The organism is Lentzea sp. JNUCC 0626 (genome assembly GCF_043632865.1).
In the GTDB taxonomy this organism is placed as follows: Bacteria; Actinomycetota; Actinomycetes; order Mycobacteriales; family Pseudonocardiaceae; genus Lentzea.
In genome coordinates, this window is record NZ_CP171635.1 from 2,650,803 (window position 1) to 2,675,632 (window position 24,830).

A 24,830-nucleotide genomic window follows, 5' to 3' on the forward strand; every position below is an offset into this window, starting at 1 on the left:
CTGTTTCGTATTGGTGTACGGTGGGCGCCATGCCCACGACGACAGCCGACATCCCCGCGGTCGTGTCCGCCGCGCGCGAGGTCTTCGACTCCGGTGCCACCCGCTCCCCCGCCGTGCGGGCAGCGAGCCTCAGGGCGATGCGCGCCATGCTCGTCGAGAACGAGGCCGCGTTCGAGGCCGCGCTGCACGCCGACCTGCACAAGAGCGCGGGCGAGGCGCAGTTGACCGAGATCAGCGTCGTGCTGGCGGAGATCAGCCACACGCTGCGCCACCTGCGGAAGTGGACGCGCCCCCGGCGTGGCCCGGTGCCTATGGTGCTGTGGCCGGCGCGGGCGAAGCTCGTGTCCGAACCGCTGGGTGTGGTGCTGGTGATCGCGCCGTGGAACTACCCGGTGCTGCTCCTGCTCGGCCCACTGGTCGGAGTGCTGGCGGCGGGCAACACGGCGGTGCTCAAGCCGAGCGAACTGGCTCCGGCCACGTCGGCGTTGATGGCGAAGCTGGTGCCGCAGTACTTCCGCGACGGTGCCGTGCGCGTGGTCGAGGGCGCGGTGCAGGAGACGACGGACCTGCTGGAGCAGCGGTTCGACCACATCGTGTTCACCGGCAGCGGCACGGTCGGGCGGATCGTGATGCGCGCGGCCGCCGAGCACCTGACGCCGGTGACGCTCGAACTCGGCGGCAAGTCACCGGCCTGGTTCGACGACGACGCGCACCTGGAGCAGGCGGCGCGCAGGTTGGTGTGGGCGAAGTTCACCAACGCGGGTCAGACCTGCGTGGCACCGGACTACGTGCTGACCACCCCGGACCGGGTGCCCGCGCTGGTCGAGGCGTGCCGGAAGGCGATCGCCGACCTCTGGGGCACCGAGCCGCGGGCGAGCCGCGACTACGGCCGCGTCGTGAACGAGCGGCAGTTCGACCGGCTCGTGTCGTTGCTGGACGGCACGAACGTGGTGATCGGCGGCGAGCACGACCGGGCCGAGCGGTACCTCGCGCCGACGGTCGTGACGTTGAGCGGCACGGCGGCGATCGGCCCGGACGCCGCGCATCCCGTGCTGCGGGAGGAGATCTTCGGCCCGGTGCTGCCGATCGTCGCCGTCGACTCGGTCGACGACGCGGTCGACCTGATCACCGGCTGGGACAAGCCGCTGGCGCTCTACGTCTTCTCGGCCTCGGCGCGCACCCGGCGGCTGTTCGAGCAGCGCACGTCGTCCGGCGCGGTCGTGCACGACGCCGGCCTGGTGCACGTGGCCGCGGCCGGACTCCCGTTCGGCGGAGTCGGCGCCAGCGGGATGGGCGCCTACCACGGCACCTACTCGTGGCAGTCCTTCTCGCACCTCAAACCGGTGCTGCGCAAGCCACTCCTGCTCGACACGCTCCGCCTGGCGCAGCCGCCGTTCCACGACCTCGGCCGCAAGCTGGCGCAGCGGCTGATGCGCCGGGGCTGACCGTCAGCCCAGCACGACCTTCAGCTGGGCCGGCAGGATCTCGCGGAACCCGGCGGGCGACGGCGCGGGCAACCCCTGCGCCTGGCACACGATCGCGCCGGCCAGCGCGGCGATCACCAGGTCGGTGATCTGCTCCGCGTCCCCGGACGGCCCGATGTCGCGCACCGCGGCCAGAAACGGTGCGCGATACCGGGTCTGCACCTCGGCGCTGTACGCACGCGTCGGCGACGGCCTCGAGCTCCGCGACCTCGTGGTCGGTGGCGAGCTCCACGGCCTCGATCACCATGTCCTCGCGCGCACCGAAGTAGTGCTGCAGCTTGTCACCGCCCGCGCGCCGCCTGCGCAGCGTCGTCGCCATCAGCAACCCCTCCCGGGCTCGTCACACAGCCGCGAGAGGCGGGATGTCGTGGTTCCGGGAACGTATCAGGCCGCACCCGATCTCGACGGTCCGCGACCACTGTCAGGCGAATTCGACGTTCGCGCTTGACCTTCCAGCGGCTGCAAGGTCGAGGATCGCTTCATGGACGAAAGCACGGACCTGCTCACCATCGGCGAGCTCGCGCGGCGCACGGGTCTGCCCGCGCGCACCCTGCGGTTCTGGTCGAACGAGGGGGTCATCGCGGAGGCGAGCCGCTCGGCGGGCGGCTACCGGCTGTTCGACGCCGCCGGGGTGGCGCGCGTCGAGCTCATCCGGACGTTGCGCGAACTGGGCCTCGGGCTCGACGACGTGCGCCGGGTGCTCGACCGGGAGGACACGGTCGCCGACGTCGCCGCCGCGCACGTGGCCGCGATCGACGCGCAGATCCGCTCCCTCAAGGTGAGCAGGGCCGTGCTGTCCACAGTGGCGCAACGCCGCTCGACCCTGGAGGAGACAGCACTGATGAACCGGCTCGCACGACTCTCGGCCGCAGAACGGGTGCAGATCATCGACGAGTTCAAGACCGAGGTGTTCGGGCGCCTCGACATCGACCCCGCGGTGCGCGAACGGGTCGCGGCCCTGCGCATCGACCTGCCGGAAGACCCGACGCCCGACCAGGTCGACGCCTGGGTCGAACTGGCGGAACTGGTGCAGGACCAGGACTTCCGCGCCCGGCTGACCACCTTCCTGGAACTCAACACGCCCACACCGGAGCAGAAGAAACCGCCTGGCGCGAACATCTGGTGGGCGCGGCAGGTGGTGAACACCGTCGCGCAGGCCAGGGAGCAGGGCGTCGAGCCCGGCAGCGAGGCCGCCGCCGAGCTGGTCGACACCACGTTCCGCAACACCGATCTCGGAGCCGTGCTGGCGTCCCTGCGCGCGGGGATCGACGCGGGCGCGGAACGCTATCGCGTGCTCGTCAGTCGCGTGCAGGGACGCCACAGCGCACCGGACTCCACTGTGGACCTGTGGTGGCTGAAGACCGCGATCGAGGTTAGGCTGTCGTGAGGCGTTCGAGCCTGGCCGGCACGTGCTTGTGCCACGGCGTGCCCGCCCACTCGTCGCGGTCCTCGGCGGAGGTGAGCTCGTTGGGAGCGACGCCGGTGCGCTCGTTCACCGTGAGGCCGAGGCCGTTGGGCAACGAGATGTGGCCGACGCGCATGGTGTCCGTGGTGTCCACCGACACCTCCGCGCTGCCACGGCGGGTGGTGAGCCGCACCCGGTCGCCCGTCGTGACGCCCAGCCGGGTCGCGTCGGCGACGCTCATGCGCAGGCGGCCCTCCTGGTCCCGCCGGCGCCAGCTCGGGTCGCGCATGATCGTGTTGGCGGTGAAGGCCCGGCGTTCGCCCGCGGACAGCACGAACGGCCAGTCCGGATCCTGGTGCGGCACCGGCCTTTCGCCCAGGGCGGCCACGGCGGCGAGCAGTTCCGGCACGTCCAGGTTGACGCGCTCGCCGGAGATCCGCCCCCACGACACGTCGTACTCGTCGTCGGTGATGTGCACGCCGTGAGCACCGTCGACGATCGCCGCGAAGAGCCGCTCCCCCGCCTCCAGTCCCGTGCCGTACCCGGCTTTCTCGACCCCGGAAGGGTTCTTGCGGGCGCACTCGTGCGCGGCCATCCACAGCACCGCGGCTGCCGAGGCGTCGTGCGGCAGCGTCGGCCCGAGCGTGCGGTACAGCAACACGGACGCGAACCGCCGCTTGGCGGGGTCCGCGAGCAGGCCGAGGAACGCCTGGGCGAACTGCACGCGCCCCTCGGCAGCAGCCGCGCGCAGGGGTGCGTAGTCGGCCTCGGTCAGCGCGCCGGACGCCTCCACCAGCCGGGCGTGGATCTCCGGCTCGGGCAGCACGCCGTCCGGGGCGGTCACGACCGGGTGGCGCAGGTGGAAGACGTTGCGCGGGAAGTCGAAGTTGAAGAACGTGGCCTCGAACTTCTCGAACTGCGTCGGCGCGGGCAGCACGTAGTCGGCCAGCCGCGCGGTCTCGGTCATCGCGATGTCGATGACGACCACCAGCTCCAGGGCGGCGAGCGCCTCCCGCATCCGCGCCGAGTCGGCCAGCGAGTGCGCGGGGTTCGCGCTCTCGACCAGCATCGCCCGGTAGCGCGCCGGGTGGTCGGTGAGGATCTCCTCGGCGATCACGTTGCACGGCACGAGCCCGGTGATGATCCGCGCGCCCGCGACAGGGCTGCGCGGCCCCTCGACAGGGCTGCGCGGCCCCTCGTCCCCGGCGTGCCCGCGGTCGCGGCCGATCGGCACGAGACTCGAGGGCACGTACTGGGCGCCGCGCTTGCCGAAGTTGCCGGTGAGCAGCCAGACCAGCTTCTCGACGTAGCTCACCAGCGTGGAGTCGCGGTTCATCTGGACGCCGAGGTCCTCGAACACGGCCACGGAGTCCGCGGCGGCGATCCGCGCGGCGACCGCCCGCACCAGCGTCTCCTCGACGTCGGCGACGGAGCAGTATTCGGCGACGGGCACCTGCCGCAGCACGGCGGTGACGGCGTCGAGGCCGTCCGCGTGCGCGGCGAGCCAGTCCGCGGCGACCAGGTCCTCCTGCACGAGCACGGCGGCCAGCGCGGTCAGCAGATAGAGGTCGGTGCCGGGCCGGACCTGGAGGTGGAAGTCGGCGAGTTCGGCGGTCTCGGTCCGCACCGGGTCGATCACGACCAACGACCGGGCGGGGTCCTTGCCGATCTCCTTGAGCACCGAGCGGGCGCGCGGGAACCCGTGCGACTGGTAGGGGTTCTTGCCGACGAACAGCGCGACCTCGCAGTGCTCGAAGTCCGCGCGGGTCATGTTGCCGAGCATGCGCGCGCTGACCCAGAACTCGCCGGTCTTCTCCTGCGCGAGCGCCGAGGAGCGGTACTTGGCGCCGAACGCGGCGAGCGTGGCGGGCGAGTAAGCGCCGCCGAGGTGGTTGCCCTGCCCTCCGCCGCCGTAGTAGAAGATCGTCTCGCCGCCGAACGTGTCGCGGACCTCGCCGAGGCGGGCCGCGATCTCGCTGATGGCGGTGTCCCAGTCGATCTCCTCGAACCCGCCGTCGGGAAGCCTGCGCAGCGGGCGCGTGATCCGGCCGGTGTCACCGTTCTGGTGCAGGTCGAGGCGCAGCGCCTTGTTGCAGGTGTACCCGGCGGACGCCGGGTGGAGCTTGTCGCCGCGGATCTTGTCGAACGACCGGCCGTCCTCGCCGACGAGGATCTCGATCCCGCAGTTGCACTCGCAGAGGATGCAGGCGCTGGGTTTCCACACGGTCGGACTCCTAGTCTCGTCGCTCCAGCAGAGGCCCGATCTCGGCGAGCACGTCGTCGAGCGGACCCAGGTCGCGTTGCGCGCGGCAGAGGATGATGGCGCCCTCGATCGCGGACACGACCAGCGTCGCCAGCCGCTGCGCGCGGTCGGGGGTGAAACCGTTGGCGGACAACGCCTCGGCGATGCCGTCCTGCCACCGGACGAAGATCTCGCGCACCAGGTCACCGGCCTGCGGGACGAGGTCGCGGCTGTCCATCGCCATCGCCGCGGCGGGACACCCCGCCCGGTAGTCGGTCTTGGCCAGCGACCGCTTCCAGAAGGCACCGAGCCGGTCCAGCATCAGCCGGACGTCACCCTCGGCCGCGGACTCGCGGACCATCGCGCTGATGTAGTCGCCGGCCTGGCGGACGGCGCCGAGCACCATCTCGTTCCGGCCGCCGGGAAAGTGGTGGTAGACGGACCCGCGCGGCGCACCGCTGTGCGCCAGCACCGCGTCGACCGTGACGCCGGCGGCGCCGCGTTCGCGCAGCAGCAGCACGGCGCTGTCCAGCATCCGCTGCTTCGTGCCCCGCCTGCCTGGCTCGCCCATCGCACCTCCCTGATTCAGGAGTATGGCAGAGACCATAGTCGCGGCGCACGGGTTCGCACCCGCACGCACCTTCGAGCAGGTCAGCCGAGGAGTTTGCGGATGATCTCGGTGGCGGTGTCGATGTCCGGCGGCGCGCCGGTGATGACGTCGGAGTAGCAGAAGGACTCCGCGAGCCGGACCACGGCGTAGGCCAGCTTGGTCACCGGGATCTCGAATGCCGCCTCACCGCGTTCGGCGCGGATGAGGTCTGCCAGCCCGGTCACGAGGCGGTGCTGCACCACCCCCTGCTGGGAGGTCAGCACCCGCAGCGCGGTCTCGGGGTCGCGTTCCAGCAGGACGCGCAACGCCGACGACGCGACCGTGTCGCGCATCGCCTGGTCCAGCACCGAGACCACCCGAGCCATGCCCCGTTCCGCACTGGCCCGCCACAGCCGCGCCCACACCCGGTGCGTGATGGCCCACAACACCTCGCCGAGCACGCGGTCGCGGTCGCCGAACCGGCGGTACAGCGTGGCCCGGCCGATGCCGGCCTCGACCGCCAGTTCACCCATGTCGATGCGGCTCTCCCTGAGGAACTGCCGCAGCGCGTGCGCGACGACCGGATCCACCTCGGGTTCGGTGGTCAGGTCCACGTTGGCCACCGCGTGAGACACCATGTATAAATTGTCTCACCTGAGACATCGAGCCACAACGTCTCACCCCTGCGCTGAGGAGGACCGCGTGCCGAGGCTTTCGAGCATGCTCCCGTTCGCGCTGGTAGGACTCGCGTTGCTGCTGGCCCCGGCCACCAACGGAGCCGCCGGCTGGAACCTGCTCGTCCAGGTCGTGCTGTTCACCCTGGCCGCGGCGATCCCCGGCTACCTCACCCGGCACGTGTCGTACGTCGACGTGGCCTGGCCGTGGGGCCTGGTGGGCATCGGCGTGGTCACCCTGCTCACAGCGGACGACCTCACCGCGGTGACCGTCGCGATCTCGCTCGCCTACCTCGCCATGGGCCTGCGGATGGGCCTGTGGAGCCTGGCCCTGACCGCGAAGCACGGCTGGTGGAAACCCGGCGCCCCCAAGGTCGAACTGCCCCGGTACCAGTACCAGCGGCAGCGGTGGGAACGGCAGGGATTCCGCAACGAGACGTTGTCGGTCCAGTACGAGATCTGGTTGCAGGGCCTGGCGAACGCGACGGTGCTGGCCGTCCCGGCGTTCCTCGTGGTCGGCGATCCGGAACGGACGCTGTCCTTCTGGTCCGTGCTGACACTGGCCGTGTGGGTCGCCTCGTACGTGCTGGAGTCGTTGGCAGATCGGCAGAAGCAGCAGTTCGCGGCGCGCGGCTCGCGCGGCACCTGCGACACCGGACTGTGGCGGTACAGCAGGCACCCGAACTACTTCTTCCAGTGGATGCAGTGGAACGCGTTGGTGCTGTTCGCGTTGCCGTCACTGTGGACCCTCTTCAGCGACACCGTTCTGCCGGTGTGGGTGGTGCTGGCGCTGGGTTTGTTCCTCGCATCGTGGACGCTGTACGTCACGCTGACCAAGCACACCGGCGCGCGTCCGGCCGAGTACTACAGCCTGCGCAAGCGTCCCGACTACGCGCGCTATCAGGCCACCACCAACATGTTCTTCCCCGGCCCCGTGAAGACCCCGACGGACCAGTGATCGGCCTCACGCCGGCGGGATGTTGTGATTCCAGCGGAACGTGTTCGCCGGGTCGTACTCGGCCTTGATCGCCTGGAGCCGCCGGTAGGTCGCGTCGTCGTAGACGCGGCGCACGACCGACGGGTCCGCGTCCGCGCGGTTGAGGTTCTGGTCGACGCCGCGCACGTCCGGGGGCAGCACGGTCAGCGCGAACAACGCGTACCCGGCGTCGCGGCGGCCCACAGCGTTCGGGACGGCGGGCGGGTTCGCGAACGCGCCGTCGAGTTGGCTGATGTCGACGAGGGTGAGGCGGCCGGCGGAGTCCGGGCCCGCCTCGGCCAGGATCGCGTCGAGCGCTTCGGGCGTGAGGTCGTCGAGGAGCGCGAAGTGTTCGACGGACGCGCCGGGCTGGGTGGGGTCGTTGGTGATCGTGGGTAGGACAGCCGGACGGACACGGTCAGGTTGCCGCGCATGAACTCCGGGACGAACGGCAGGTCGGGTGCGCGCAGGAACAGCACCCGACGACCTCAGCTCGTCGGGTGCCTTCGTGAAGAACAGGCCACCGGACTCGCGCGTCACGTGCCGGAACTCGCCGTCGGCGGTCACGACGTCGATCGAGTGGACGTGGTCCGTGTTGTAGCCGTGCTTGCGGCCCAGCAGCACGCTCGACCCGCCTCCCAGCGTGTAGCCGACGACGCCGACCTCCGGCGAGGAACCCGCCAGCGGCACCAGGCCGGACTCGGCGGCGGCCGCGACGACCTGGCCCCAGCGCACGCCCACCTGCACGCGTGCGGTGCGGCGGTCGGCGTCGATCGTCATGCCGGACATGCGGCGGGTGGTGATCAGCACCGCGTCGCCGGTGACGTCCCTGGCCGGACCGCTGCCGGTGTTGAGCACAGCGACGGACCTGCCCGCGGCGGCCGCGAAGCGCACGGCGGTCTGCACGTCCGCGGCGTTCGTGGCGCCGATGACGATCTGCGGTTCGTAGGACACGGCGAGGTTGAACGCCGCGACCTCCTCCGCGAAACCGTCCTCACCGGACAGCAGGACGGGCCCGTCGATCGACGCGCGCAGCTCGGACGTGCTCGGGACGGTCATGGCGAAACCCCTCGTCAACGGTTGGTATCGCCATACGGTTCTGCCGTACCGCCATTGTGGACGGTGCGAGATGACGAAGGAGACGCCGCTCAGGCCGCGGAACGGTGGATCGGGCCGGAAAGACCGCCCAACGGCACCCCGCTGCCGCCGCCGCGCACCGCGACCATCTCGGCGGCGATCGACAACGCCGTCTCGGCGGGTGTGCGTGCCCCCAGGTCTAGGCCGAGCGGCGACCGCAACCGGCCGAGTTCCGCAGCGGTGAGCCCGGCCTCGGTCAGCAGCTGCACGCGTTCGGCGTGGGTGCGGCGCGAGCCCATCGCCCCGACGTACGCCAACGGCATGCGCAACGCCCGTGTGAGCACCGGGATGTCGAACTTCGGGTCGTGCGTCAGCACGCACACGGCCGTGCGCTCGTCGGTGCCGGTCTGCTCCAGGTAGCGGTGCGGCCAGTCGACGACGACCTCGGCGGCCGGGAACCTCGCCGCCGTCGCGAACACCGGCCGCGGGTCGCAGACGGTGACCCGGTAGCCGAGGAACGCGCCGACCTCGCTCAACGCGGCGGCGAAGTCGAGCGCGCCGAAGATCAGCAGGCGGGGTGCCGGAGCGCTGACCTCGACCAACGCCTCGACGGGTTCACCAGTAGCGCAGCCAATCCAGCGCACGACGCCGGTGGCCGGGGCGGCGAGCGCGAGTTCGTCCAGTGCGGGATCGCCGAGCGTGCCCGCGATCTCGCCGTCGCGGGCGGTCAACGTCGCGGATCGTCCACTGAGGACCCTCGCCACGACGACCCGGTCGGCGGGCGCGGGCACGTCCGGTTCGGGGTCGACGAAGACCTCGATCTCGCCGCCGCAGGTCAGTCCGACGGCGAACGCCGACTCGTCGGACCAGCCGAAGCGGTGGACGCTCGACTCCCCCGTGGTCAGCGCCTCGCGGCACAGTTCGTAGACGGCGCCCTCGACGCAGCCGCCCGACACGGTGCCGAGCACCTCGCCCGCCGAGTCGACCGCGAGGGCTGACCCGACCGGGCGGGGAGCGCTGCCGGACACGGACACCACGGTGGCGACGGCGAAGCGGCGGTCCTGCCGCTTCCACTCCGTGAGCCTGTCAGCCAGTTCCAGCATCTGTCGGGTCCCTCAGAGCAGCTTGTCCTGCGTGATCGGCAGGTCGCGGACGCGTCTGCCGGTGGCGTGGAAGATCGCGTTGCCGATCGCGGCGGGCACCCCGGTGATCGGGGTCTCGCCGAACCCGCGCGCGCCCATCGCCGTGCTCGCGGGGTCGGGCTTGTCCACGAACAACGTCTCCACCTCGGGCGGTGCGTCGGCGTTGACCGGCACCAGGTAGGTCGACATGTTCGGGTTCACGACCCGGCCGGTGGTGCGGTCGAACACGGTGTGCTCCATCAGCGCGTGCCCGATGCCCCACGTGACACCGCCGAGGACCTGGCCACGTGCCGTGCGGCGGTTCATGACCCGGCCGATGTCATGTGCGGTCACGACTCGTGTGACGCGCACGGAACCCAGCCGTGCGTGGACGCGGGCCTCCACGAACACCGCCCCGTAGCTGTGGCCCGCCTTGTTCAGCACGGTCGCGGTCCGCAGCACGCTCGCTCCCGAACGGCCGACGACGGCGCGGTAGCTCTCGCGGCGACGGCCGTCGCGGGCGTGCACGAGGAAACCGTCGCGGGTCACGACTTCGGCGGCCGTGGCACCGAACAGCGGCGATCGCGGGTCGGCCACGGCCAGGTCGATCACGGCCGCGCGGACGGTGCGGGCCGCCTGGTCGACCGAACCGCTGATGCTCGCGATCGTGGCCGACGCGGCGGACAGTCCGGCCGGGGGCAGCGCGCTGTCCCCGATCTGCGCGCGGACGTCGGCGAGCGGCATGCCCAGGGCGTCGGCGAGGATCTGGCAGAGGACCGTGTACGTGCCGGTGCCGATGTCCTGCGTGGCCAGCTGCACCAACGCCTTGCCGTCGGTGCCGACCGTGACCGACGCCGTGGAGGGCATGGCGTTGAACGTGTGCGTCTCGGTGGCCATGCCCCAGCCGACGTACTCGTCGCCGTCTTTCGTCGCCCCCGCCTTCGGCTTGCGCCGTGCCCAGCCGAACCGGTCGGCGGCCATGGCGTAGCAGTCGAGCAGGTGCTTGTTCGCGAGCCGTTCGCCGGTCTCCTGGTCGAACTCGGCGTGGTTGCGGCGGCGCAGTTCGAGCGGGTCGAGGCCGAGTTGCCAGGCGAGCTCGTCCATCGCGGTCTCCAGGCCGAAGTGCGACGTGGTCTCCGGCGAGCGCATGTAGCTGGAGGAGGCGACGTCGAGCCGCACGCCCTCGTGCCGGACGTGGACGTTCGGGCACGTGTAGAGCTCGACCGTCGAGTCGCTGCGGTTGAAGATCGACTCCTCGGTCTGGGTGAGCTGCGCGGCCGACGTCTCGACGATCGAGGTCAGCTTCCCGTCGCGGGTGGCGCCGAGCCGCAGGTGCTGGCGGTACTCGGCGCGGTGCCCGGTCAGCGTGTACATGTGCGCACGGCTGAGCACGAGCCGCACCGGCTTGCCCAGCACGCGGGCCGCCGCGACGGTGAGGATGGTGTGCGGCCAGCCCGGTCCCTTGGCGCCGAACCCGCCGCCCAGGTAGGGCGCGATGACGTGCACGGCGTCCGGCGGCAGGCCGAACGCGGCGGACACGATGGTCCTGGTGACGAGCACGCCCTGGGTGGACTCGTGCAGCGTGACGCGGTCGCCGTCCCACTGCGCGGTGGTCGTCGGCGGTTCGATCGGGTTGTGGTGCCGGGTGGGGCTGGAGTACCGCGCCTCCAGCCGGACCGGTGCCTGGGCCAGTGCCGTTTCGGCGTCACCGCGCCGGATGTCGTTGGGCAGGTCGCGGAAGTTCGGCGGCAGGTACTGCGGTTCGCGGCCGTCCTCCAGCACCACGCTCGGCTTCAGCGCCCGGTACTCGACGCGCACCAGCTCCGCGGCCTCGTGCGCCTGCTCCACAGTGGACGCGACGACGATCGCGACGGGCTGGCCGACGTGGTGGATCGCGGTCCCCTGCATCGGGATGAACCGCCGGAAGTACGGGAAGTTCGGCACGACCAGCTTCGGGATGTCGTGGTGCGTCAACACCGCGACGACTCCGGGCACTGCCAGGGCGGCCGAGGTGTCGATGCGCACGACCTCGCCGCGCGCCACCGTGCTCATCACGAAGAACGCCTGGAGCACGCCCGGCACCGGCTGGTCGGCGGCGTACAGCGCGGTGCCGGTGACCTTCGCGCGTCCGTCGACCCGGGCGACCGCCCGTCCCACGAGCTCGGTCATCGCAGTCCCTCCAGCACCTCGGCCAGCGCGCGCTGCACCAGCTCGACCTTGAACTCGTTGTCGTGCCTGGGTTTCGCGTCCCGCACGAGCGCCTTGCCCGCCCGCGCGACCGTCTCAGCGCTGAGCTCCCGGCCGCGCAGTTCGTTCTCGGCCTCCCGGGAACGCCACGGCACGGTGCCGATCCCGCCGAACGCGAGCCGGACGTCGCGCACCGACCGGCCGCGCAGGTCAATCGCGACCGCCACGGACACGACGGCGAACTCGAACGTCGCACGATCGCGCAGCTTGAGGTACTTCGACTTCCGCGCGGCCTGGCTCCTCGGCACCTCGACGGCGGTGATCAACTCGCCGGGGCGCAGCGCGTTCTCGACGTGCGGGGTGGTGCCGGGCCGCCGGTAGAAGTCGCCGATCGGGATCTTGCGCTCGCCGGCCTGCCCGCGCACCGTGAGGACGGCTTCGAGCGCGGTCAGCGCGACGGCGAGGTCGGACGCGTGCACGGCGATGCAGGCGTCGCTGCCGCCGAGCACGGCGTGGCCGCGGCTCCAGCCTTCGAGGGCGGGGCAGCCGCTGCCGGGCACGCGCTTGTTGCACGGCGAGGCGGAGTCGCGGAAGTAGCCGCACCTGGTGCGCTGCAACAGGTTCCCGCCGATCGAGGCCATGTTCCGGACCTGCGGCGACGCCGAGGCGAGCAGCGCCTCGGAGATCACCGGCCAGCCGCGCGTGACGGCCTGGTGCTCCGAGACGCCCCGCATCCGGGCGAGCCCGCCGATGCGCAGACCCGTCGCGTTCTCGGTGATCCGCGCGAGGTCGAGCCGGTTGACGTCGATCAGGTGCTCGGGCCGGGTGACGCCGTCCTTCATCAGGTTGAGCAGGTCGGTGCCGCCGGCGACGAACGCGGCCCCCGGCGTGCGGCCGGCCAGTCGCACTGCCTCCCCGGCGTCGCGCACGGAGGTGTACCCGAAGTTCTTCATCGGCCTGCCCCCTTGGCCACGTCGGCGACCGCCGCGACGATGTTCTGGTAGCAGGCGCAACGGCAGATGTTGCCGCTCATCCACTGCCGGATCTCCTCGTCCGATCCGGTGTGCCCCTCCCGCACGCAGGCCACCGCGGACATGATCTGGCCGGACGTGCAGCCGCCGCACTGGAACGCGTCGTGCTTGATGAACGCCTCCTGCACCGGGTGCAGGCGGTCGCCGTCGGCCAGGCCCTCGACCGTGGTGATCTCGGCGCCCTGCCGCATCACCGCGAGCGTGAGGCAGGACTTCACGCGCTCACCTTCGACGAGGACGGTGCACGCGCCGCACTCTCCGCGGTCGCATCCCTTCTTGGTGCCGGTCAACTTCAGCCGTTCACGCAGGGCGTCGAGCAACGTCACCCTGGGTTCGACCTGCACGGCGTGCCGCTCGCCGTTGACCTTGAGCGTGATTCGCGCGGCGCCCTCGACGTGCTCGACGACCTGCTCGGGAGCGGCTTCCGCCGTTCTGGGCAGCAGCGCGGCGCCACCCGCGGTGACCGCCGCGGTCTTGAGGACCGTTCTGCGGGTGTGCTCGGTCGCGGTTGACTCGGCCACGTTCCCTCCCCGACTCCGTTATCGTTGATATCAGCGTTGCCGTATCGCCGGTAACGTAGCGGAGGGTAGGTAACTGTGACAAGTATGCGTATAACAGCGATATAAGACGCTCAGGATTCCGTGGCGCGCCGCTCCCGGAAGGCGATCATGTTCATCCGGTTGCCGCACCGGACCGTGCAGAACCGCTTCAGGCCGTTGCGCGACAGGTCGAGCAGCAGGCCTTCGCAGTCGTCGGCCGCGCACACCCGCAGGCGATCCATCTCGTTCATCCGGATCACGTCGATGAGCGCGAGAGCGGCCTCGACGCGAATCCGCTCGGCCAGCGGCGAGGTGGGTTCGGTGGCGTGCATGTGCCAGTCGAGGTCGTCGTGCCGCACGAGGTGGGGCAACGCCTTGGCGTCGCGCAGCATCTTGTTGACGGCCTCGACGGCGTCGTCGCGATCGAGCGACCACACCCGCCTGAGCAGGGCACGAGTGCGGTGGACGTCCTTCAGTTCCGCCTCGTCGCCGTCGATGCGGCCGGTGTAGTGGTACTGGCCGAGCAGGGTCTTGAGCTGCCCGACCGTGGTCAGCTCGTCGTCCCCGCCGCGCGAGGCCGACGGATCGGTGTTGCCCAGCGCCACGACGAACGCGAGCGACTCCTCCGTGTCAGGGGCAAAACGCAAATTGACTCCTTACTTCGACTGACTTAGCGTCAGGAGTGTCAGCCAGGTTAGGCCATGACATCGCTCGGAGCTGGGAGGCAAGCGTGGGGATGCCGTCGAAGTCCACCGGCCTGATCGCGGCCGCGGTCTCGTTCATCTCGTTCGGCACGTCCGGCGCGTTCGTCAAACCGCTGCTGGAGGCGGGCTGGTCACCGGCCGCCGCCGTCACGTTGCGCGCGCTCACCGCCGGGCTGGTGCTGCTGCCGTTCGTGATCGTGCTGATGCGCGGCCGCTGGAACCTCTTACTGGCAGCGAGATGGCCCGTGCTGGGCATGGGTCTCGTGGGTGTCGCGATCACCCAGGTCCTCTACTTCGCCGCTATCGCCCGGATCCCGGTCGCCACGGCGTTGCTGATCGAGTTCCTCGCGCCGCTGATCCTGGTCGGGTTCACCTGGGCGGTCAGCCGCAAGACGCCCGCGCCGGTCGTGCTGATCGGGTCGGTGCTCGCGGTCGGCGGTCTCGTGCTGGTGATCGGGCCGGGCGCGATCCAGGCCGTGGACCCGCTCGGGCTGCTCGCCGCGTTCGGTGCGGCCATCGGGTGCTCGGTGTACTTCGTGATCGCCGCGCGCCCCAACAACGGGCTGCCGCCGGTCGCGCTGGCCGGTGCCGGACTGCTGCTGGCCGCGCCGGTGCTCGCCGTGATCGGTGGTCTCGGACTGCTGCCGTTCACCGCGACGTTCGGCGACGTCGCGCTGTTCGGCACGCCGGTGGCCTGGTGGGTGCCGTTGCTGATCGTCGCCGTCATCGGGACGGCGCTCGCTTATGCCAGCGGGATCACGGCTTCCGGGATTCTCGGGTCGCGAGTAGCGTCGTTCATCGCGTTGCTGGAGGTCGTGTCGGCGTCGATCTTCGCCTGGCTGCTCCTGGGTGAGGCACTGTCCCCGTTGCAGCTGCTCGGCGGTCTGCTGATCCTCGCGGGGATCGCGTCGGTGCGGGCGGAACGGCAGCAGGTCGAGCCCGTTCCGGCAGCGGCGGTCGCCTGACGGACGGGCCTGCCGAGCGCTTCGGCAGGCCCGTCCCCGTCTCAGGTCAGCTCTGCCGGGTCCACATCTGGTAGGTGCGGCCGTTGCAGCCGACGAGCCGCACGCCCTTGCTCACGCTGCCGTCCAGGCACAACCCGGTCCCGCGGTGGACGATGGCGTCGCTGTCCTTCGACCAGGTCCACTGCTGGTAGGCGCTGCCGTTGCAGGCGTTGAGCCGCACGCCCTTGGTCGCACTACCGTCCAGACACAGCCCGGACTGCACCTGCTCGATCTTGCTGCCGATCTCGAGCCAGACCTGGAAAGTGCTGCAACACTCCCCCAGACGCACCCCCTTCGTCTCACTGGCGTCCAGGTGCAACCCGGTCTCGTAGTTCCTGATGTAGATCGACGGGTCAGCCGACGCCGACGCGGGCGCGGCGAACGCGGCCGTCGCCAGCGCGGCGGCGACACCGACCACGGCCATCCCCCTGGAAAACTTCATCAGACTCCCCTTGCCGACTGCTCTCACGCGATGGACGTCGGAGTCACGACCGAGCAGGGGCGTCCGTTGCCGTGGCCGGCTGATCAACCGTTGACACTGCGGCGGAACCACGACGGCACGGACGCGAGCGCCACGACGACGAGCATCGCGAGTCCGGCCACGGACAGGCCGTTGATCCACTGTTCGGCGGCCTGTCCGACGTAGTAGATGCCCAGCGTCGTGCCGAACGACCACGCCACCGCGCTCACCGTCATCGCCACCGCGAACCGCCGCACCGGCACGCCCAGGGTCCCCGCGAGCGGAGCCGCGATCATCCGCAGCACGGCGGAGAAGCAGCTCACCACGACCACCCACGCACCCCAGCGTTCGAACAACCTCTCGGTCGCGACGACCCGCTTCTCCGGCAGCACTCGGGGAAACCGCGTCACCAGCCGGGCCAGCACGGCCCGGCCGCCCCGCGCTCCCAGCCGGTAGCCCACCGCACTGCCCGCCAGCACTCCGGCCGCCGCGACCAGGCTGATGCCCACCGGCGACACCGCGCCCTGCACTGCGATCAGCCCCGCCGTCGTGAGGACCACCCCACCCGGCAGCGGCAGGCCCACGAACTGCCCGCCGATCAGGAAGAACACCGCCAGGTACACGACCACGGCCGGTACCTCGGACAGCCACGCCTGCATCGGATCTCCCTGTGCGACGGCCTCCCGATTGGCGGCCCCTCGACGTTCACGGTAGCGTGTTCATTAGCCGATTGGCTAACCAAACTCGACACGATGAGGTTCCGTTGACGAACGTCGTTCTGCTCGGCGCGACCGGACTGGTCGGCCACGGCGTCCTGCACACCTGCCTGGCGGACCCGTCGGTCAAGAAGGTGACGGTGATCAGCCGCCGCCCACTGGAGGTCACGCACCCGAAGCTGGACGTGGTGCTGCACCAGGACTTCACCGACCTCCGCCCGATCGCCGAACGCCTCGGCACCCCGGACGCGTGCTTCTACTGCATCGGCGTGCCGTCGGCGGGCGTGAGCGAGGCCGACTACACGTTGGTGACCGTCGACTACGCCGTCGCGGCTGCCGATGCGCTCCTGCCGCTCAATCCCGCGCTCACCTACGTCTACGTGTCGGGCGCCAGCGCGTCGGCCGACTCGAAGCTGATGTGGGCACGGGTGAAGGCGCGCGCGGAGCAGGAGCTGCTGGCGTATCCGTTCCACACCTACGTGTTCCGGCCCGGCTACATCCGGCCGATGTTCGGGGTGAAGCCCCGGGTCGGAGCGGTGCGCGTGGTGTACGCCGCCACGTCGTGGCTCTACCCGTTGCTGAAGCGGATGTTCCCGGACAGCACGACGTCGATCGGCGCGATCGGCAAGGCGATGGTCGCACTGTCCACGATGGACGGAAAGGGCGAGCGGATCCTGAACAGCGGCGCCATCAACAGGCTCGCGGGCGAAGCTTAGTCTTCACGGCCGTACGCGCGGCGGGCGAGACGGGCGGCGGACGGAGCGTGCGCGTCCGCCTCGGCCCTGACGTCCGCGATGGTCTGCGAGGCGAGCGACTGACGCCACTGGAGTTCGGCGCGTTGCATGGCGCCGTGCACAGCGCACGGACGGCGGAACGCGCTCTTCGGCGCGTCCTCCCCCATGCCCTTGCGGCGGATCTCGGTGCAGGTGAACGCCGGTTCGGGGCCCTCGATGGCGGTCACGACGTCCATCAGCGTGATCTTGTCCGCCGGACGGGCCAGCAGGAACCCGCCGCGCGCACCCGGAATCGACTCGACCAGGCCGGCCCGCGCGAGGGCTTGCAGCTGTTTGTGCAGGTACGCCTGAGGAAGGTCGTAGCTCGCGGCGAACGCTGCGGTGCTCACCGGACGGTCGTCGTCGAGCCACGCGAGCGAGAGCAGCACGTGCACCGCCCACTCGACGCCCTGGTTCATCCGCACCCGGCCGATGCTAGGAACCTGGACATCGAGCGTCAAGTTTACGCGCCCGGACAGTTAATATGGACAGCTGTCAATTTCCGAGCTATGTTGACATCTGTCCATATAAAGCCGACACCGGGGGCTCCCATGGCCACCACCACACCCTCCTGGCCCGCTCACCGCAGCCGACGCTCCACAGTGGAGGTCCAGTTCGGCGCGGACAGAGCGGAACTGCTCCGCACCGCGCTGGTCACCGGCGACCCGCTGGCCGACGCCGTCGTGGACGAGATCCACGAGCAGGGCAGGCACGTCCGGGTCGCCCTCCACCAGGGCATCGCCCACGGCCTCGACTCGCTCACCGATCCCCCGCCCGCCGTCGCGAAGCTCCTCGCGCAGGTCGAGGCCACTCCGGAGTACGTCGACGACGCACTGCTCGACGAGGGATCGCTGCCGTTCTTCACCAAACCCGCCGCCGTCACGGCGATCTCGCTCTCGGCCGGCGCGCTCGTCCGCACCTACCAGTCGCCGTCGATCTCCACCGTGCTGGACCTGACGGGACGGCTGGTCGAGGGCGCGCCACGCCGGTTGCAGGAGACCGGGAAGTGGCTCAACGCCGCGATGTTGCCCGGCGCGATGCGGCGCGGCGAGCCTGGTTACGTCGGCACATTGCAGGTCCGCCTGCTGCACGCGGCGATGCGCCGGCTCGCCCGCGACCGCGGCTACGACGAGGCCGGGTACGGCGTGCCGATCAATCAGGTCGACCTCGCCCGCACGTGGATGGACTTCACGCTGACGTCCCTCAACGCCGAGCAGCAGATGGGCTTCGACATCACCACCAAGGAACAGGACTCGCTGTACCGGTACTGGTGGTACGTCGCGCACGTGCTGGGCGTCGAGCCGAACCTCGTCGAGGGCATCACGAGCAACGAGCAGGCCCAGCGGGTCGACGACCTGCTGCAGTCGGTGACCGGACCGCTGATCCCGCAGGCCTCGACGCTCACCGCCGCCACCATCACCGCGGTCGCGGGCCGCTTGCACGAACTGCAGAAGGTGCAGCCTGCGGTGGCGACGGCGGCGCTCAGGGCGTTGACCCGCAAGATCCACGGGCCGGAGATCAGCAGGGAGTTGTCCGTCCCGGAAGGACGGTTCGCCGACCGCCTCCTGGTCGCGGCGGTACCCGTCGTCGCACGGAAACGCGCCAAGCTCCGCGCCGACCCCGAGGCCTGGCGCCGGGAACAGCGGAAGAACATCGACTTCGCCCGGCAGCGGGTCACCGCGCCCGACTCCCCCACCGGCTACGAGCACAACGCCGCCGCGTGATCAGTAGGATCCGGGTCGTGCCGGAGGAGACCCCACGCCGTCCAGGCCGCCCCCGCAAGGGGACGGCCCCGGCGTCGACCGAGGAGATCCTCGCGGCGGCACTGCGGGCGTTCGCCGCGCAGGGCTTCCACGGAGTGTCCATTCGCGACCTCAACCGCGTGCTCGGCGTCAGCCACAACGTGCTGCACCAACGGTTCGGCTCGAAGGAGGGCGTCTGGTACGCCGCCGTCGACTGGGGTTTCGGCGCCATCGTCGCCCTCGTCGCCGACGCCGACGTGCCCGGCACCGACCCCGGCGCCCGGCTGCGCACCATGATCCGCACGTTCGTCGGCTTCTCCGCCCGCAACCCCGACCTGGGCGCGATCATGAGCAACGAGGCGCGGCAACCCAGCGAACGGCTCGACCACCTGCTCGAACGGTTCGTGCGGCCGATGCTCGACGCGTTCACGCCCGCGTTCACCGACCTCGTGAACGCCGGCAAGCTCGACCACGTGCCGCTACCCACGCTCTACTACCTGATCACCAGCGGCGGCGCGGCCCCGTACACCAACGAGGGCATGACCCGGCGCCTGTTCGGCGACGACCCGTTCACGCAGAAGGAGATCGACCGGCACGCGGACGCCGTGAGCCGGTTGCTCGCGGGCGATCTGTGAGCACCAGGTCCGGTTCGAAGGCGCGCAACAACAACTCCCGCATCCGCTCCGGCGCCATCTCGGTCGACCCGGCCAGGATCTGGATCGCGAGGCCGTCGACCAACGCCGTGAACCGATCGGCCAGCGCCTCGACGTCGGCGTCCGGGGACAACCCCTCCGCACGGCAGTCGTGCAGCAGCGCCACGACCACCCGCCGCCACTCCGAGTAGACCCGCCGCTGGGCGGGGCGCAGCCGCGGTTGCAGCATCGCCTGACCCCAGAACTGCACCCACACCGACCACTCGTCGATGTCGTCGGCGGCCAGCGGGAGCTGCACCTCCACCAGGCGCCGCAGCTTGTCGCGCACCGACGTGGCCTTGCCGAACTCCCGTTCCACGCGAGCGCGGAACGTGCCGGCGTAGTACTCCAGCGCGCCGTTCAGCGCCGCTTCCTTGGTCGGGAAGTGGTAGTGGACGGTCGCGGTGCTGGTGCCGCACTGCCGGGCGATGTCCGCGACCCGCACGTTGTGGTAGCCGCGCCGGGCGATCAACGCGGTGGCGGCCGCGAGGATCTGGTCGCGCCGGTCCGGTGCCGCCAGCGCGCGGTCCCGAACGTCCTGCGGCACAACGGGTTCCGGGCCCGCCCCGGTCGTGAGGTAGGCGACGCTGACCTCGCACGCCGCCGCGATCGCCGCGATCTCCTCGTCCCGCAGTCTGCGCGTGCCGCGCAACGACTTCGACAACGCCGTCGGGTCCATCCCGATGCGCCCGGCCAGCGCGCGCTGCGACAGCATGGCCGCCCGAAGCGCCGTGCGCACCCGGGAGGTGAGGCCATCTGTGCTGGTCATCGCGGTCAGTATGGCAGCGCGACGACCTTCACGCCGGTTGTCCGGGAATCTTCAGCGCGGCCATCACCTCGTCCGCGGCCCGCTCCCCGGACGTGAGCGCGCCGTCGACGTAGCCGTTCCACACCGACGCCGTCTCCGTGCCCGCCCAGTGCACGCTGCCGGTCGCCCGCCGCCAGCCGTGCTCGCCGTACTCGGCCCAGCCACCGGGCGTCACGAAGCACTCGTAGCCACCCATCGTCCAGCCGTCCTCGGACCACGCCATCTCGACGTACTCGATCGGCATGCGCGCCCGCGGCCCGGCCACCTCGCCCAACGCCTCCAGCACGTCCGAACGCCGCGTCGAGTCCGGCGCGGCGACCCAGCGGTCCACCCGGTCGCCGTAGACGAACGCCACCAGCACCCCGCGCGAACCGTCCTCCGGCGAGTTGTCGAACACCACGCCGACCGGACTGCGGCTGAACAGGCTGGCGATGCCGGAGCGGTCCTTCTTGCGCCAGAACGGTTCCTCGAACACCGCGTGCACCTTCGCGACCCGCCCCATCGGCGTGTGCCCGGCCCAGCCACGCCGCGCCATCGGCAGCGCGGGCTCGAACCCGATCCGTCCCACCGCGGCGGGCGGCACGGTCACGATCGCCCGTCTCGCGCGCACGATCCCGTTGTCCGTCAAGGCTTCGACTCCCTGAGCCGAGTGCCGGAGCGTCAGCACGGGCTCGCCGAGCCGCACGACCCCGGGCAACGCCGCCGCCATCGCCACCGCGAGAGCGTCCGCGCCGTCGGTGAACCGCGAGTCCTGCGCACAGCCCGAGGTCTCCATCAGCTGCTCGAACCCACCCGCCGACGCGAGGTAGAACAGCACGTGGAAGAACGAGATCTCCCTGGGCTCGCAACACCACACGCCCTGCACCGCGAGGGCGAGCCTGCGCTGCGCGTCGTTGTCGTGGGTCTGCCGCAGGAAGAAGTCCTCGGCGGACTGGGTGTCGAACTCCTCGAACCGCGGCGTGCGCCACGGCTCCTCCAGGTCGACCGTCCGCGCGAGCTCGTCGAGCGTCTCGGTGACCCGCCGGTACTCGGCGATCCCCGGTCCGTTGTTGGGCTCGTCGGCGGAGTAGTCCGTGCGCGTGCCGTCGTGCCACACCTCGACGTGCCGGCCGGTCTCCCAGGTGGGGAACGTCGTGCAGCCGAACCGCGCCGCGAGTTCGTGGAACCGCTTCTGCGACGGCCCGATCCACTGCGCGCCGTGGTCGATCCGCACCCCGGACGGCAGCACCTCGCTGAACGCCCGCCCGCCCACCCGGTCCGCGGCCTCCAGCACGACGACGTCCACGCCGGCGGACGCCAAGCGCGTCGCTGCCGCCAGTCCCGCGTACCCCGCGCCGACGATCACGACGTCGGCCGAGCGCTGCTCCACTTCAGTCACGCCGCACACCCTGGGCAACATTGACTCCGGAGTCAAGATTTCCCCGAAGAATTGCGATTCTTCGGACCTACCGCGGCGGCAGCACCCGGTGGATCAGAGGCAGCACGACCGACCTCGGCGGGTCCCAGACGTGCCGGTCCTCGAACCGCCACGCGTACGTCAACGCCCCGTCGCGCACGCAGTCGAGCAGCCCGGAAGCCCCCAGATCCGCCGCCGACCACTCGTAGAGCCGGTCCAGCCGGGGCACGATCATGCCGAAGTCGACCAGCCGCGCGAACCCGTGCTCCTGCGCGAGGTAGTAGCTCACCTCGTCGTCCAACGGGTACCGCGCCGGCAACACCCGCGAGAGCTGCAGGAAGATCCCGGTCATGCCCAATCGGGGGTCACCGAGCACCGGCGCCAGCCCGCGCAACCAGCCCAGCGAGAGTCTTGGCGCCGCCACCAGGGCGTGCGTGTAGAGCACCCGGCACAGGATGACGTTCAGGAAGAACCGCTCGGGCTCGTTCTCCCGCTCCGCCAGCGCCCGGTGCTCCAGGTAGGCCGCGACCACGCTGCCGTTGTGCGCCCGGTACCAGGCCCGCGCCGTGGGTTCGAGCGCGAACGCCAGCCAGTCCGCGGCCGTGCGCGACGAGGGCGGGCCACCGAGCCCACCCGACAACGCCACGGCCTCGCAGCCGTCGCGCAGGATGCGTTCGTTGACCGCCCGCCACCACGGACTGCCGGTCTCCGGCCGCAGCACACCCCGGCTCAGCTGCCAGCGCATGAACGACCGCGCGGCCCGGCGGAACGGCAGGTGCCGGGGCGCCTGCCCGAACGGTCCGCTGTAGCAGCGTTCCATCAACGCCAGGCGCCCGGCGGGGTCGTCGCGGACCGCCGCCACCTGCTCTTCAGCCCAGGCCGCAGCTGGTGGCACTAGAACGCGTCGCGGCTCGTCAGCTCGTGCTCGATCACGTCCGCCCGGCCGACCAGCAGCGCGAGCGGCCGTTCGAACTCCTCGCGCACGCTCAGGTCCTCCAGCGGCACCACGTGCTTGAGCAACGCCAGCCCGTCCACCACGGCGGCCCCGCCGACCTGCGACTCACCCGCGAGTTCGAGGAAGCGGCGCAGGTCCACGTCGTCGGCCCGGCCGACCGGCGAGGAGATCTCCACCCACGCCGCCCCGCCGAGATCGCTCAGGTGGTGCACGGACACCTGCTGAGTGCGGTCGCCCTCGGTGTCGAGGCGGAAGCGCAGCCAGTCGTCGGTCTCCTCCAGCACCTCGTAGCGCAGCCGGACATAGTTGATCACATCGACCCAGGACGTCACGCCCGGTTCCGCCTCTCTCACGTCCCTTTGCCGTCCCCACCGTAATGCGGCAACAGGGCGTTCGTGTTGCTTTGCGAGATCGTGTCGGATCGGTGTCACAACCGGTGTGCGGCTACCGTTCGCCCGTGGCCACTGGCAATGAGAGCGCCGTCAAGCTCGCGGTGCTGATCGACGCGGACAACGCCCAGCCCTCGATCACCGAGGCACTGCTGGCCGAGATCGCCAAGTACGGGACCGCGCACGTCAAGCGCGCGTACGGCGACTGGACCGGCACGAGCCTCAAGGGCTGGAAGGACCACCTGCTGGCCCAGTCGATCCAGCCGATCCAGCAGTTCGCGTACACGACCGGCAAGAACGCGACCGACGCGGCGATGGTCATCGACGCGATGGACCTGCTCTACTCCGACCGCTTCGACGGCTTCTGCATCGTGTCGAGCGACTCGGACTTCACCCGGCTCGCCGCCCGGCTGCGCGAGTCGGGGCTCACCGTGTACGGCTTCGGCGAGCGCAAGACGCCCAAGCCGTTCGTCGCGGCCTGCGACAAGTTCATCTACGTCGAGAACCTCGTCTCGCCCGAGTCGGAGGTGCCCGCCGAGACACCGCTGGCACGCAAGCCGGTGGCGGCCGCGGCGCAACTCAAGGGCGACACGACGCTGGTGAAGCTGCTGCGCAACGCCGTCGAGGCGGCCTCGGACGACGACGGGTGGGCGTCGCTGTCGTCGGTCGGCAGCATCATCACCAAGCAGCGGCCGGAGTTCGACTCCCGCACGTACGGCTACTCGAAGCTCAGCGACCTGATCACGGCGACGACGTTGTTCGAGGTGGACCGGCGCGGTCACGGCGAGGGCAAGCAGTCGGCGGTCTACGTCCGCAACCGTCGCCGCTGATTGCCTTCTGGGCTGGTGGCGACTCTCCTGATCCCCGGTCGAAGACTTCTTTTGGTCTGCACTGAAGCTATTGCAACACCTGACTGAGGATGTCCTCGAACCGGGCGATCGAGTCCTCGTCCTCCAGCGGGGCCGTGCCGGCCATCGAGGTGCGGCCGATCAGGACGCCGCACCGGCGATCCACCGCGACCCCGATCGTCACGGCCGTGTCCCGCGACGCCGCCCTGGCCGCGGCCGCGATCACCACCGCGTCCTGCGCACTCGCGGCCTCGGCCAGGTACACCAGCACGAAGTGGCCGGTCCGCCCGTCCGCGTCGGGGGCCGGTTCGGCGTGCACGCTGACCACCGCGGACAGGCCGCGGAGAGCCCGCATCGCCTCGTCGTCGTCCTCGTCCAGCCACACGGCGTGCAGGGTGGAGCCGACGGTGATCTCCGCGTGCGGGTACAGGTCGGCTTCGAGCGCGCCGGCGACGGCCAGGGCCTGCGCACCCAGATCAGCGCCGCGGACACCGTTCCCGCTCTCTGTCTGGAAGTAGACGACGCCGTCGGCGGTGGTCACCTCGCACAGGCCCCAGTCGCCCGCCAGGTCGATCTCCTCGGTGACGGAGTCGAGCAGCAGGTCGGCGGTCTCGCCGTCGGCGCGGGAGGCCGCGGCCGTCGCGGCGACCTGGGCGACGCCGACCCGTTGTCCCGCGTGCGCGACAACGGCGGCGGCCCAGCTCACGTCCCGCCAGTCGAGCTTCTCCAGGTCGATCGCGGCCAGCGCCTCGAACCCCGCGGACACGTGCGACGGGTCGTTCGTGCGCAGCGTCGCGAGCGCGGACCGGCGGGCGAACGTGATCAGCGTGTACAGGTCCGATTCGGTCAGGCCCGCCCGCAGCCTCGTGCGCGCGTCGACGTCCAGGGACGCCTGGCGCGCGACGAAGTCGGCCACCTCGGCGTCCTGCGGCGCGTCCACCCAGCGCCAGAGCCGGTGCGCGGCGGACGCGTACCGGGTCCCGGCCAACGGCGATCGCTGATCGTCCATGGCCGGACC

At 70.9% G+C, this 24,830-nt stretch carries 27 protein-coding genes; 9 read left to right on the forward strand and 18 right to left on the reverse strand.

What is annotated here, in order from left to right; genetic code table 11:
* The first annotated feature begins 29 nt into the window (after nt 1-29).
* Nucleotides 30-1,445 (forward strand): aldehyde dehydrogenase family protein, encoded by a 1,416-nt coding sequence (locus tag JNUCC0626_RS11820; RefSeq protein WP_394619755.1) that lies wholly within the window; start codon nt 30-32, stop codon nt 1,443-1,445.
* A 3-nt stretch (nt 1,446-1,448) separates the two neighbouring features.
* On the opposite strand, the gene JNUCC0626_RS11825 is transcribed toward JNUCC0626_RS11820, so the two are convergent.
* Nucleotides 1,449-1,610, reverse strand: coding sequence for a hypothetical protein (locus tag JNUCC0626_RS11825; protein WP_394619756.1), 162 nt, complete (start codon nt 1,608-1,610; stop codon nt 1,449-1,451).
* Between JNUCC0626_RS11825 and JNUCC0626_RS11830 the strand changes: the two genes are divergently transcribed.
* Nucleotides 1,600-1,932, forward strand: a complete 333-nt coding sequence (locus JNUCC0626_RS11830) for a hypothetical protein (protein ID WP_394619757.1) — start codon at nt 1,600-1,602, stop codon at nt 1,930-1,932. The genes JNUCC0626_RS11825 and JNUCC0626_RS11830 overlap by 11 nt on opposite strands.
* A gap of 33 nt (nt 1,933-1,965) precedes the next feature.
* Entirely contained in the window at nt 1,966-2,871 is a 906-nt protein-coding gene (locus JNUCC0626_RS11835) for a MerR family transcriptional regulator (RefSeq protein WP_394619758.1), read from the forward strand.
* Here the strand turns inward: JNUCC0626_RS11835 and JNUCC0626_RS11840 are convergent.
* The 3 genes from JNUCC0626_RS11840 to JNUCC0626_RS11850 form a co-directional block, all read right to left on the reverse strand.
* Nucleotides 2,858-5,113, reverse strand: a complete 2,256-nt coding sequence (locus tag JNUCC0626_RS11840) for a molybdopterin-dependent oxidoreductase (protein WP_394619759.1) — start codon at nt 5,111-5,113, stop codon at nt 2,858-2,860. The genes JNUCC0626_RS11835 and JNUCC0626_RS11840 overlap by 14 nt on opposite strands.
* A 10-nt stretch (nt 5,114-5,123) precedes the next feature.
* Nucleotides 5,124-5,702 carry a TetR/AcrR family transcriptional regulator gene (locus JNUCC0626_RS11845; protein ID WP_394619760.1) on the reverse strand — a complete coding sequence of 193 codons (579 nt, stop codon included), beginning with the start codon at nt 5,700-5,702 and terminating at the stop codon, nt 5,124-5,126.
* Between the two features lie 80 nt (nt 5,703-5,782).
* Complete coding sequence (locus JNUCC0626_RS11850) at nt 5,783-6,358, reverse strand: QsdR family transcriptional regulator (RefSeq protein WP_394619761.1); 576 nt, start codon at nt 6,356-6,358, stop codon at nt 5,783-5,785.
* 64 nt (nt 6,359-6,422) lie between these two features.
* Between JNUCC0626_RS11850 and JNUCC0626_RS11855 the strand changes: the two genes are divergently transcribed.
* Complete coding sequence (locus tag JNUCC0626_RS11855; protein WP_394619762.1) at nt 6,423-7,352, forward strand: DUF1295 domain-containing protein; 930 nt, start codon at nt 6,423-6,425, stop codon at nt 7,350-7,352.
* Between the two features lie 6 nt (nt 7,353-7,358).
* Here JNUCC0626_RS11855 and JNUCC0626_RS11860 read toward each other — a convergent pair whose 3' ends face one another.
* The 6 genes from JNUCC0626_RS11860 to JNUCC0626_RS11885 form a co-directional block, all read right to left on the reverse strand.
* Nucleotides 7,359-8,429 (reverse strand): FAD-dependent oxidoreductase, encoded by a 1,071-nt coding sequence (locus JNUCC0626_RS11860; RefSeq protein WP_394619763.1) that lies wholly within the window; start codon nt 8,427-8,429, stop codon nt 7,359-7,361.
* An 89-nt stretch (nt 8,430-8,518) separates the two neighbouring features.
* A complete protein-coding gene (locus JNUCC0626_RS11865) occupies nt 8,519-9,550 on the reverse strand; it encodes an XdhC family protein (protein WP_394619764.1) in 1,032 nt (343 codons plus the stop codon).
* Between the two features lie 12 nt (nt 9,551-9,562).
* On the reverse strand, nt 9,563-11,737 hold the full coding sequence (locus tag JNUCC0626_RS11870; RefSeq protein ID WP_394619765.1) for a xanthine dehydrogenase family protein molybdopterin-binding subunit: 2,175 nt from the start codon (nt 11,735-11,737) through the stop codon (nt 9,563-9,565).
* The gene (locus JNUCC0626_RS11875; RefSeq protein WP_394619766.1) at nt 11,734-12,708 is read right to left on the reverse strand and encodes an FAD binding domain-containing protein; all 975 of its coding nucleotides are present in this window, start codon (nt 12,706-12,708) and stop codon (nt 11,734-11,736) included. Before JNUCC0626_RS11875 ends, JNUCC0626_RS11870 begins: the two co-directional genes overlap by 4 nt.
* Complete coding sequence (locus tag JNUCC0626_RS11880) at nt 12,705-13,307, reverse strand: (2Fe-2S)-binding protein (protein ID WP_394619767.1); 603 nt, start codon at nt 13,305-13,307, stop codon at nt 12,705-12,707. Before JNUCC0626_RS11880 ends, JNUCC0626_RS11875 begins: the two co-directional genes overlap by 4 nt.
* 110 nt (nt 13,308-13,417) lie before the next feature.
* A complete protein-coding gene (locus tag JNUCC0626_RS11885) occupies nt 13,418-13,972 on the reverse strand; it encodes a CGNR zinc finger domain-containing protein (protein WP_394619768.1) in 555 nt (184 codons plus the stop codon).
* Between the two features lie 89 nt (nt 13,973-14,061).
* On the opposite strand from JNUCC0626_RS11885, the gene JNUCC0626_RS11890 reads away from it, so the two are divergent.
* On the forward strand, nt 14,062-14,994 hold the full coding sequence (locus JNUCC0626_RS11890) for an EamA family transporter (RefSeq protein WP_394622018.1): 933 nt from the start codon (nt 14,062-14,064) through the stop codon (nt 14,992-14,994).
* Between the two features lie 46 nt (nt 14,995-15,040).
* Here JNUCC0626_RS11890 and JNUCC0626_RS11895 read toward each other — a convergent pair whose 3' ends face one another.
* Both JNUCC0626_RS11895 and JNUCC0626_RS11900 read right to left on the reverse strand, forming a co-directional pair.
* Nucleotides 15,041-15,475, reverse strand: coding sequence for an RICIN domain-containing protein (locus tag JNUCC0626_RS11895; protein WP_394619769.1), 435 nt, complete (start codon nt 15,473-15,475; stop codon nt 15,041-15,043).
* Between the two features lie 83 nt (nt 15,476-15,558).
* Nucleotides 15,559-16,152: a DedA family protein gene (locus JNUCC0626_RS11900; RefSeq protein WP_394619770.1), complete on the reverse strand. Its 594-nt coding sequence runs from the start codon at nt 16,150-16,152 to the stop codon at nt 15,559-15,561.
* Between the two features lie 104 nt (nt 16,153-16,256).
* On the opposite strand from JNUCC0626_RS11900, the gene JNUCC0626_RS11905 reads away from it, so the two are divergent.
* Entirely contained in the window at nt 16,257-16,925 is a 669-nt protein-coding gene (locus JNUCC0626_RS11905; RefSeq protein WP_394619771.1) for an epimerase, read from the forward strand.
* On the opposite strand, the gene JNUCC0626_RS11910 is transcribed toward JNUCC0626_RS11905, so the two are convergent.
* Nucleotides 16,922-17,401: an RrF2 family transcriptional regulator gene (locus JNUCC0626_RS11910; protein ID WP_394622019.1), complete on the reverse strand. Its 480-nt coding sequence runs from the start codon at nt 17,399-17,401 to the stop codon at nt 16,922-16,924. The two genes, JNUCC0626_RS11905 and JNUCC0626_RS11910, sit on opposite strands and share 4 nt — an antisense overlap.
* A gap of 132 nt (nt 17,402-17,533) precedes the next feature.
* Between JNUCC0626_RS11910 and JNUCC0626_RS11915 the strand changes: the two genes are divergently transcribed.
* Together JNUCC0626_RS11915 and JNUCC0626_RS11920 are read left to right on the forward strand one after the other, a co-directional pair.
* Nucleotides 17,534-18,706 (forward strand): oxygenase MpaB family protein, encoded by a 1,173-nt coding sequence (locus tag JNUCC0626_RS11915; RefSeq protein ID WP_394619772.1) that lies wholly within the window; start codon nt 17,534-17,536, stop codon nt 18,704-18,706.
* On the forward strand, nt 18,703-19,359 hold the full coding sequence (locus JNUCC0626_RS11920; RefSeq protein ID WP_394619773.1) for a TetR/AcrR family transcriptional regulator: 657 nt from the start codon (nt 18,703-18,705) through the stop codon (nt 19,357-19,359). Before JNUCC0626_RS11915 ends, JNUCC0626_RS11920 begins: the two co-directional genes overlap by 4 nt.
* Here the strand turns inward: JNUCC0626_RS11920 and JNUCC0626_RS11925 are convergent.
* The 4 genes from JNUCC0626_RS11925 to JNUCC0626_RS11940 all read right to left on the reverse strand — a co-directional run bounded on the left by JNUCC0626_RS11925 (nt 19,295) and on the right by JNUCC0626_RS11940 (nt 22,907).
* Nucleotides 19,295-20,185 (reverse strand): TetR family transcriptional regulator C-terminal domain-containing protein, encoded by an 891-nt coding sequence (locus JNUCC0626_RS11925; RefSeq protein WP_394619774.1) that lies wholly within the window; start codon nt 20,183-20,185, stop codon nt 19,295-19,297. The two genes, JNUCC0626_RS11920 and JNUCC0626_RS11925, sit on opposite strands and share 65 nt — an antisense overlap.
* 28 nt (nt 20,186-20,213) lie before the next feature.
* Entirely contained in the window at nt 20,214-21,602 is a 1,389-nt protein-coding gene (locus JNUCC0626_RS11930) for a flavin monoamine oxidase family protein (RefSeq protein ID WP_394619775.1), read from the reverse strand.
* Nucleotides 21,603-21,669: 67 nt separating this feature from the next.
* Nucleotides 21,670-22,482: a hypothetical protein gene (locus JNUCC0626_RS11935; RefSeq protein ID WP_394619776.1), complete on the reverse strand. Its 813-nt coding sequence runs from the start codon at nt 22,480-22,482 to the stop codon at nt 21,670-21,672.
* Nucleotides 22,483-22,514: 32 nt separating this feature from the next.
* On the reverse strand, nt 22,515-22,907 hold the full coding sequence (locus JNUCC0626_RS11940) for a hypothetical protein (protein ID WP_394622020.1): 393 nt from the start codon (nt 22,905-22,907) through the stop codon (nt 22,515-22,517).
* 125 nt (nt 22,908-23,032) lie between these two features.
* Here JNUCC0626_RS11940 and JNUCC0626_RS11945 point away from each other — a divergent pair, with 125 nt between their 5' ends.
* Nucleotides 23,033-23,794, forward strand: coding sequence for an NYN domain-containing protein (locus JNUCC0626_RS11945; protein ID WP_394619777.1), 762 nt, complete (start codon nt 23,033-23,035; stop codon nt 23,792-23,794).
* A gap of 67 nt (nt 23,795-23,861) precedes the next feature.
* Here the strand turns inward: JNUCC0626_RS11945 and JNUCC0626_RS11950 are convergent, their stop codons facing one another.
* Nucleotides 23,862-24,821: a hypothetical protein gene (locus JNUCC0626_RS11950; protein ID WP_394619778.1), complete on the reverse strand. Its 960-nt coding sequence runs from the start codon at nt 24,819-24,821 to the stop codon at nt 23,862-23,864.
* Nucleotides 24,822-24,830: the final 9 nt, after the last annotated feature.

Excerpts from the sequence above, each read along its gene's own strand:
- JNUCC0626_RS11860 (WP_394619763.1), bottom strand. The coding sequence starts at position 8,429 with ATGACCGTCCCGAGCACGTCCGAGCTGCGCGCGTCGATCGACGGGCCC.
- JNUCC0626_RS11865 (WP_394619764.1), bottom strand. The coding sequence starts at position 9,550 with ATGCTGGAACTGGCTGACAGGCTCACGGAGTGGAAGCGGCAGGACCGC.
- JNUCC0626_RS11830 (WP_394619757.1), top strand. The coding sequence starts at position 1,600 with ATGTCGCGCACCGCGGCCAGAAACGGTGCGCGATACCGGGTCTGCACC.
- JNUCC0626_RS11910 (WP_394622019.1), bottom strand. The coding sequence starts at position 17,401 with ATGAACCAGGGCGTCGAGTGGGCGGTGCACGTGCTGCTCTCGCTCGCG.
- JNUCC0626_RS11870 (WP_394619765.1), bottom strand. The coding sequence starts at position 11,737 with ATGACCGAGCTCGTGGGACGGGCGGTCGCCCGGGTCGACGGACGCGCG.
- JNUCC0626_RS11845 (WP_394619760.1), bottom strand. The coding sequence starts at position 5,702 with ATGGGCGAGCCAGGCAGGCGGGGCACGAAGCAGCGGATGCTGGACAGC.
- JNUCC0626_RS11835 (WP_394619758.1), top strand. The coding sequence starts at position 1,966 with ATGGACGAAAGCACGGACCTGCTCACCATCGGCGAGCTCGCGCGGCGC.
- JNUCC0626_RS11850 (WP_394619761.1), bottom strand. The coding sequence starts at position 6,358 with ATGGTGTCTCACGCGGTGGCCAACGTGGACCTGACCACCGAACCCGAG.
- JNUCC0626_RS11950 (WP_394619778.1), bottom strand. The coding sequence starts at position 24,821 with ATGGACGATCAGCGATCGCCGTTGGCCGGGACCCGGTACGCGTCCGCC.
- JNUCC0626_RS11925 (WP_394619774.1), bottom strand. The coding sequence starts at position 20,185 with ATGACCAGCACAGATGGCCTCACCTCCCGGGTGCGCACGGCGCTTCGG.
- JNUCC0626_RS11875 (WP_394619766.1), bottom strand. The coding sequence starts at position 12,708 with ATGAAGAACTTCGGGTACACCTCCGTGCGCGACGCCGGGGAGGCAGTG.
- JNUCC0626_RS11895 (WP_394619769.1), bottom strand. The coding sequence starts at position 15,475 with ATGAAGTTTTCCAGGGGGATGGCCGTGGTCGGTGTCGCCGCCGCGCTG.
- JNUCC0626_RS11915 (WP_394619772.1), top strand. The coding sequence starts at position 17,534 with ATGGCCACCACCACACCCTCCTGGCCCGCTCACCGCAGCCGACGCTCC.
- JNUCC0626_RS11820 (WP_394619755.1), top strand. The coding sequence starts at position 30 with ATGCCCACGACGACAGCCGACATCCCCGCGGTCGTGTCCGCCGCGCGC.
- JNUCC0626_RS11890 (WP_394622018.1), top strand. The coding sequence starts at position 14,062 with ATGCCGTCGAAGTCCACCGGCCTGATCGCGGCCGCGGTCTCGTTCATC.
- JNUCC0626_RS11900 (WP_394619770.1), bottom strand. The coding sequence starts at position 16,152 with ATGCAGGCGTGGCTGTCCGAGGTACCGGCCGTGGTCGTGTACCTGGCG.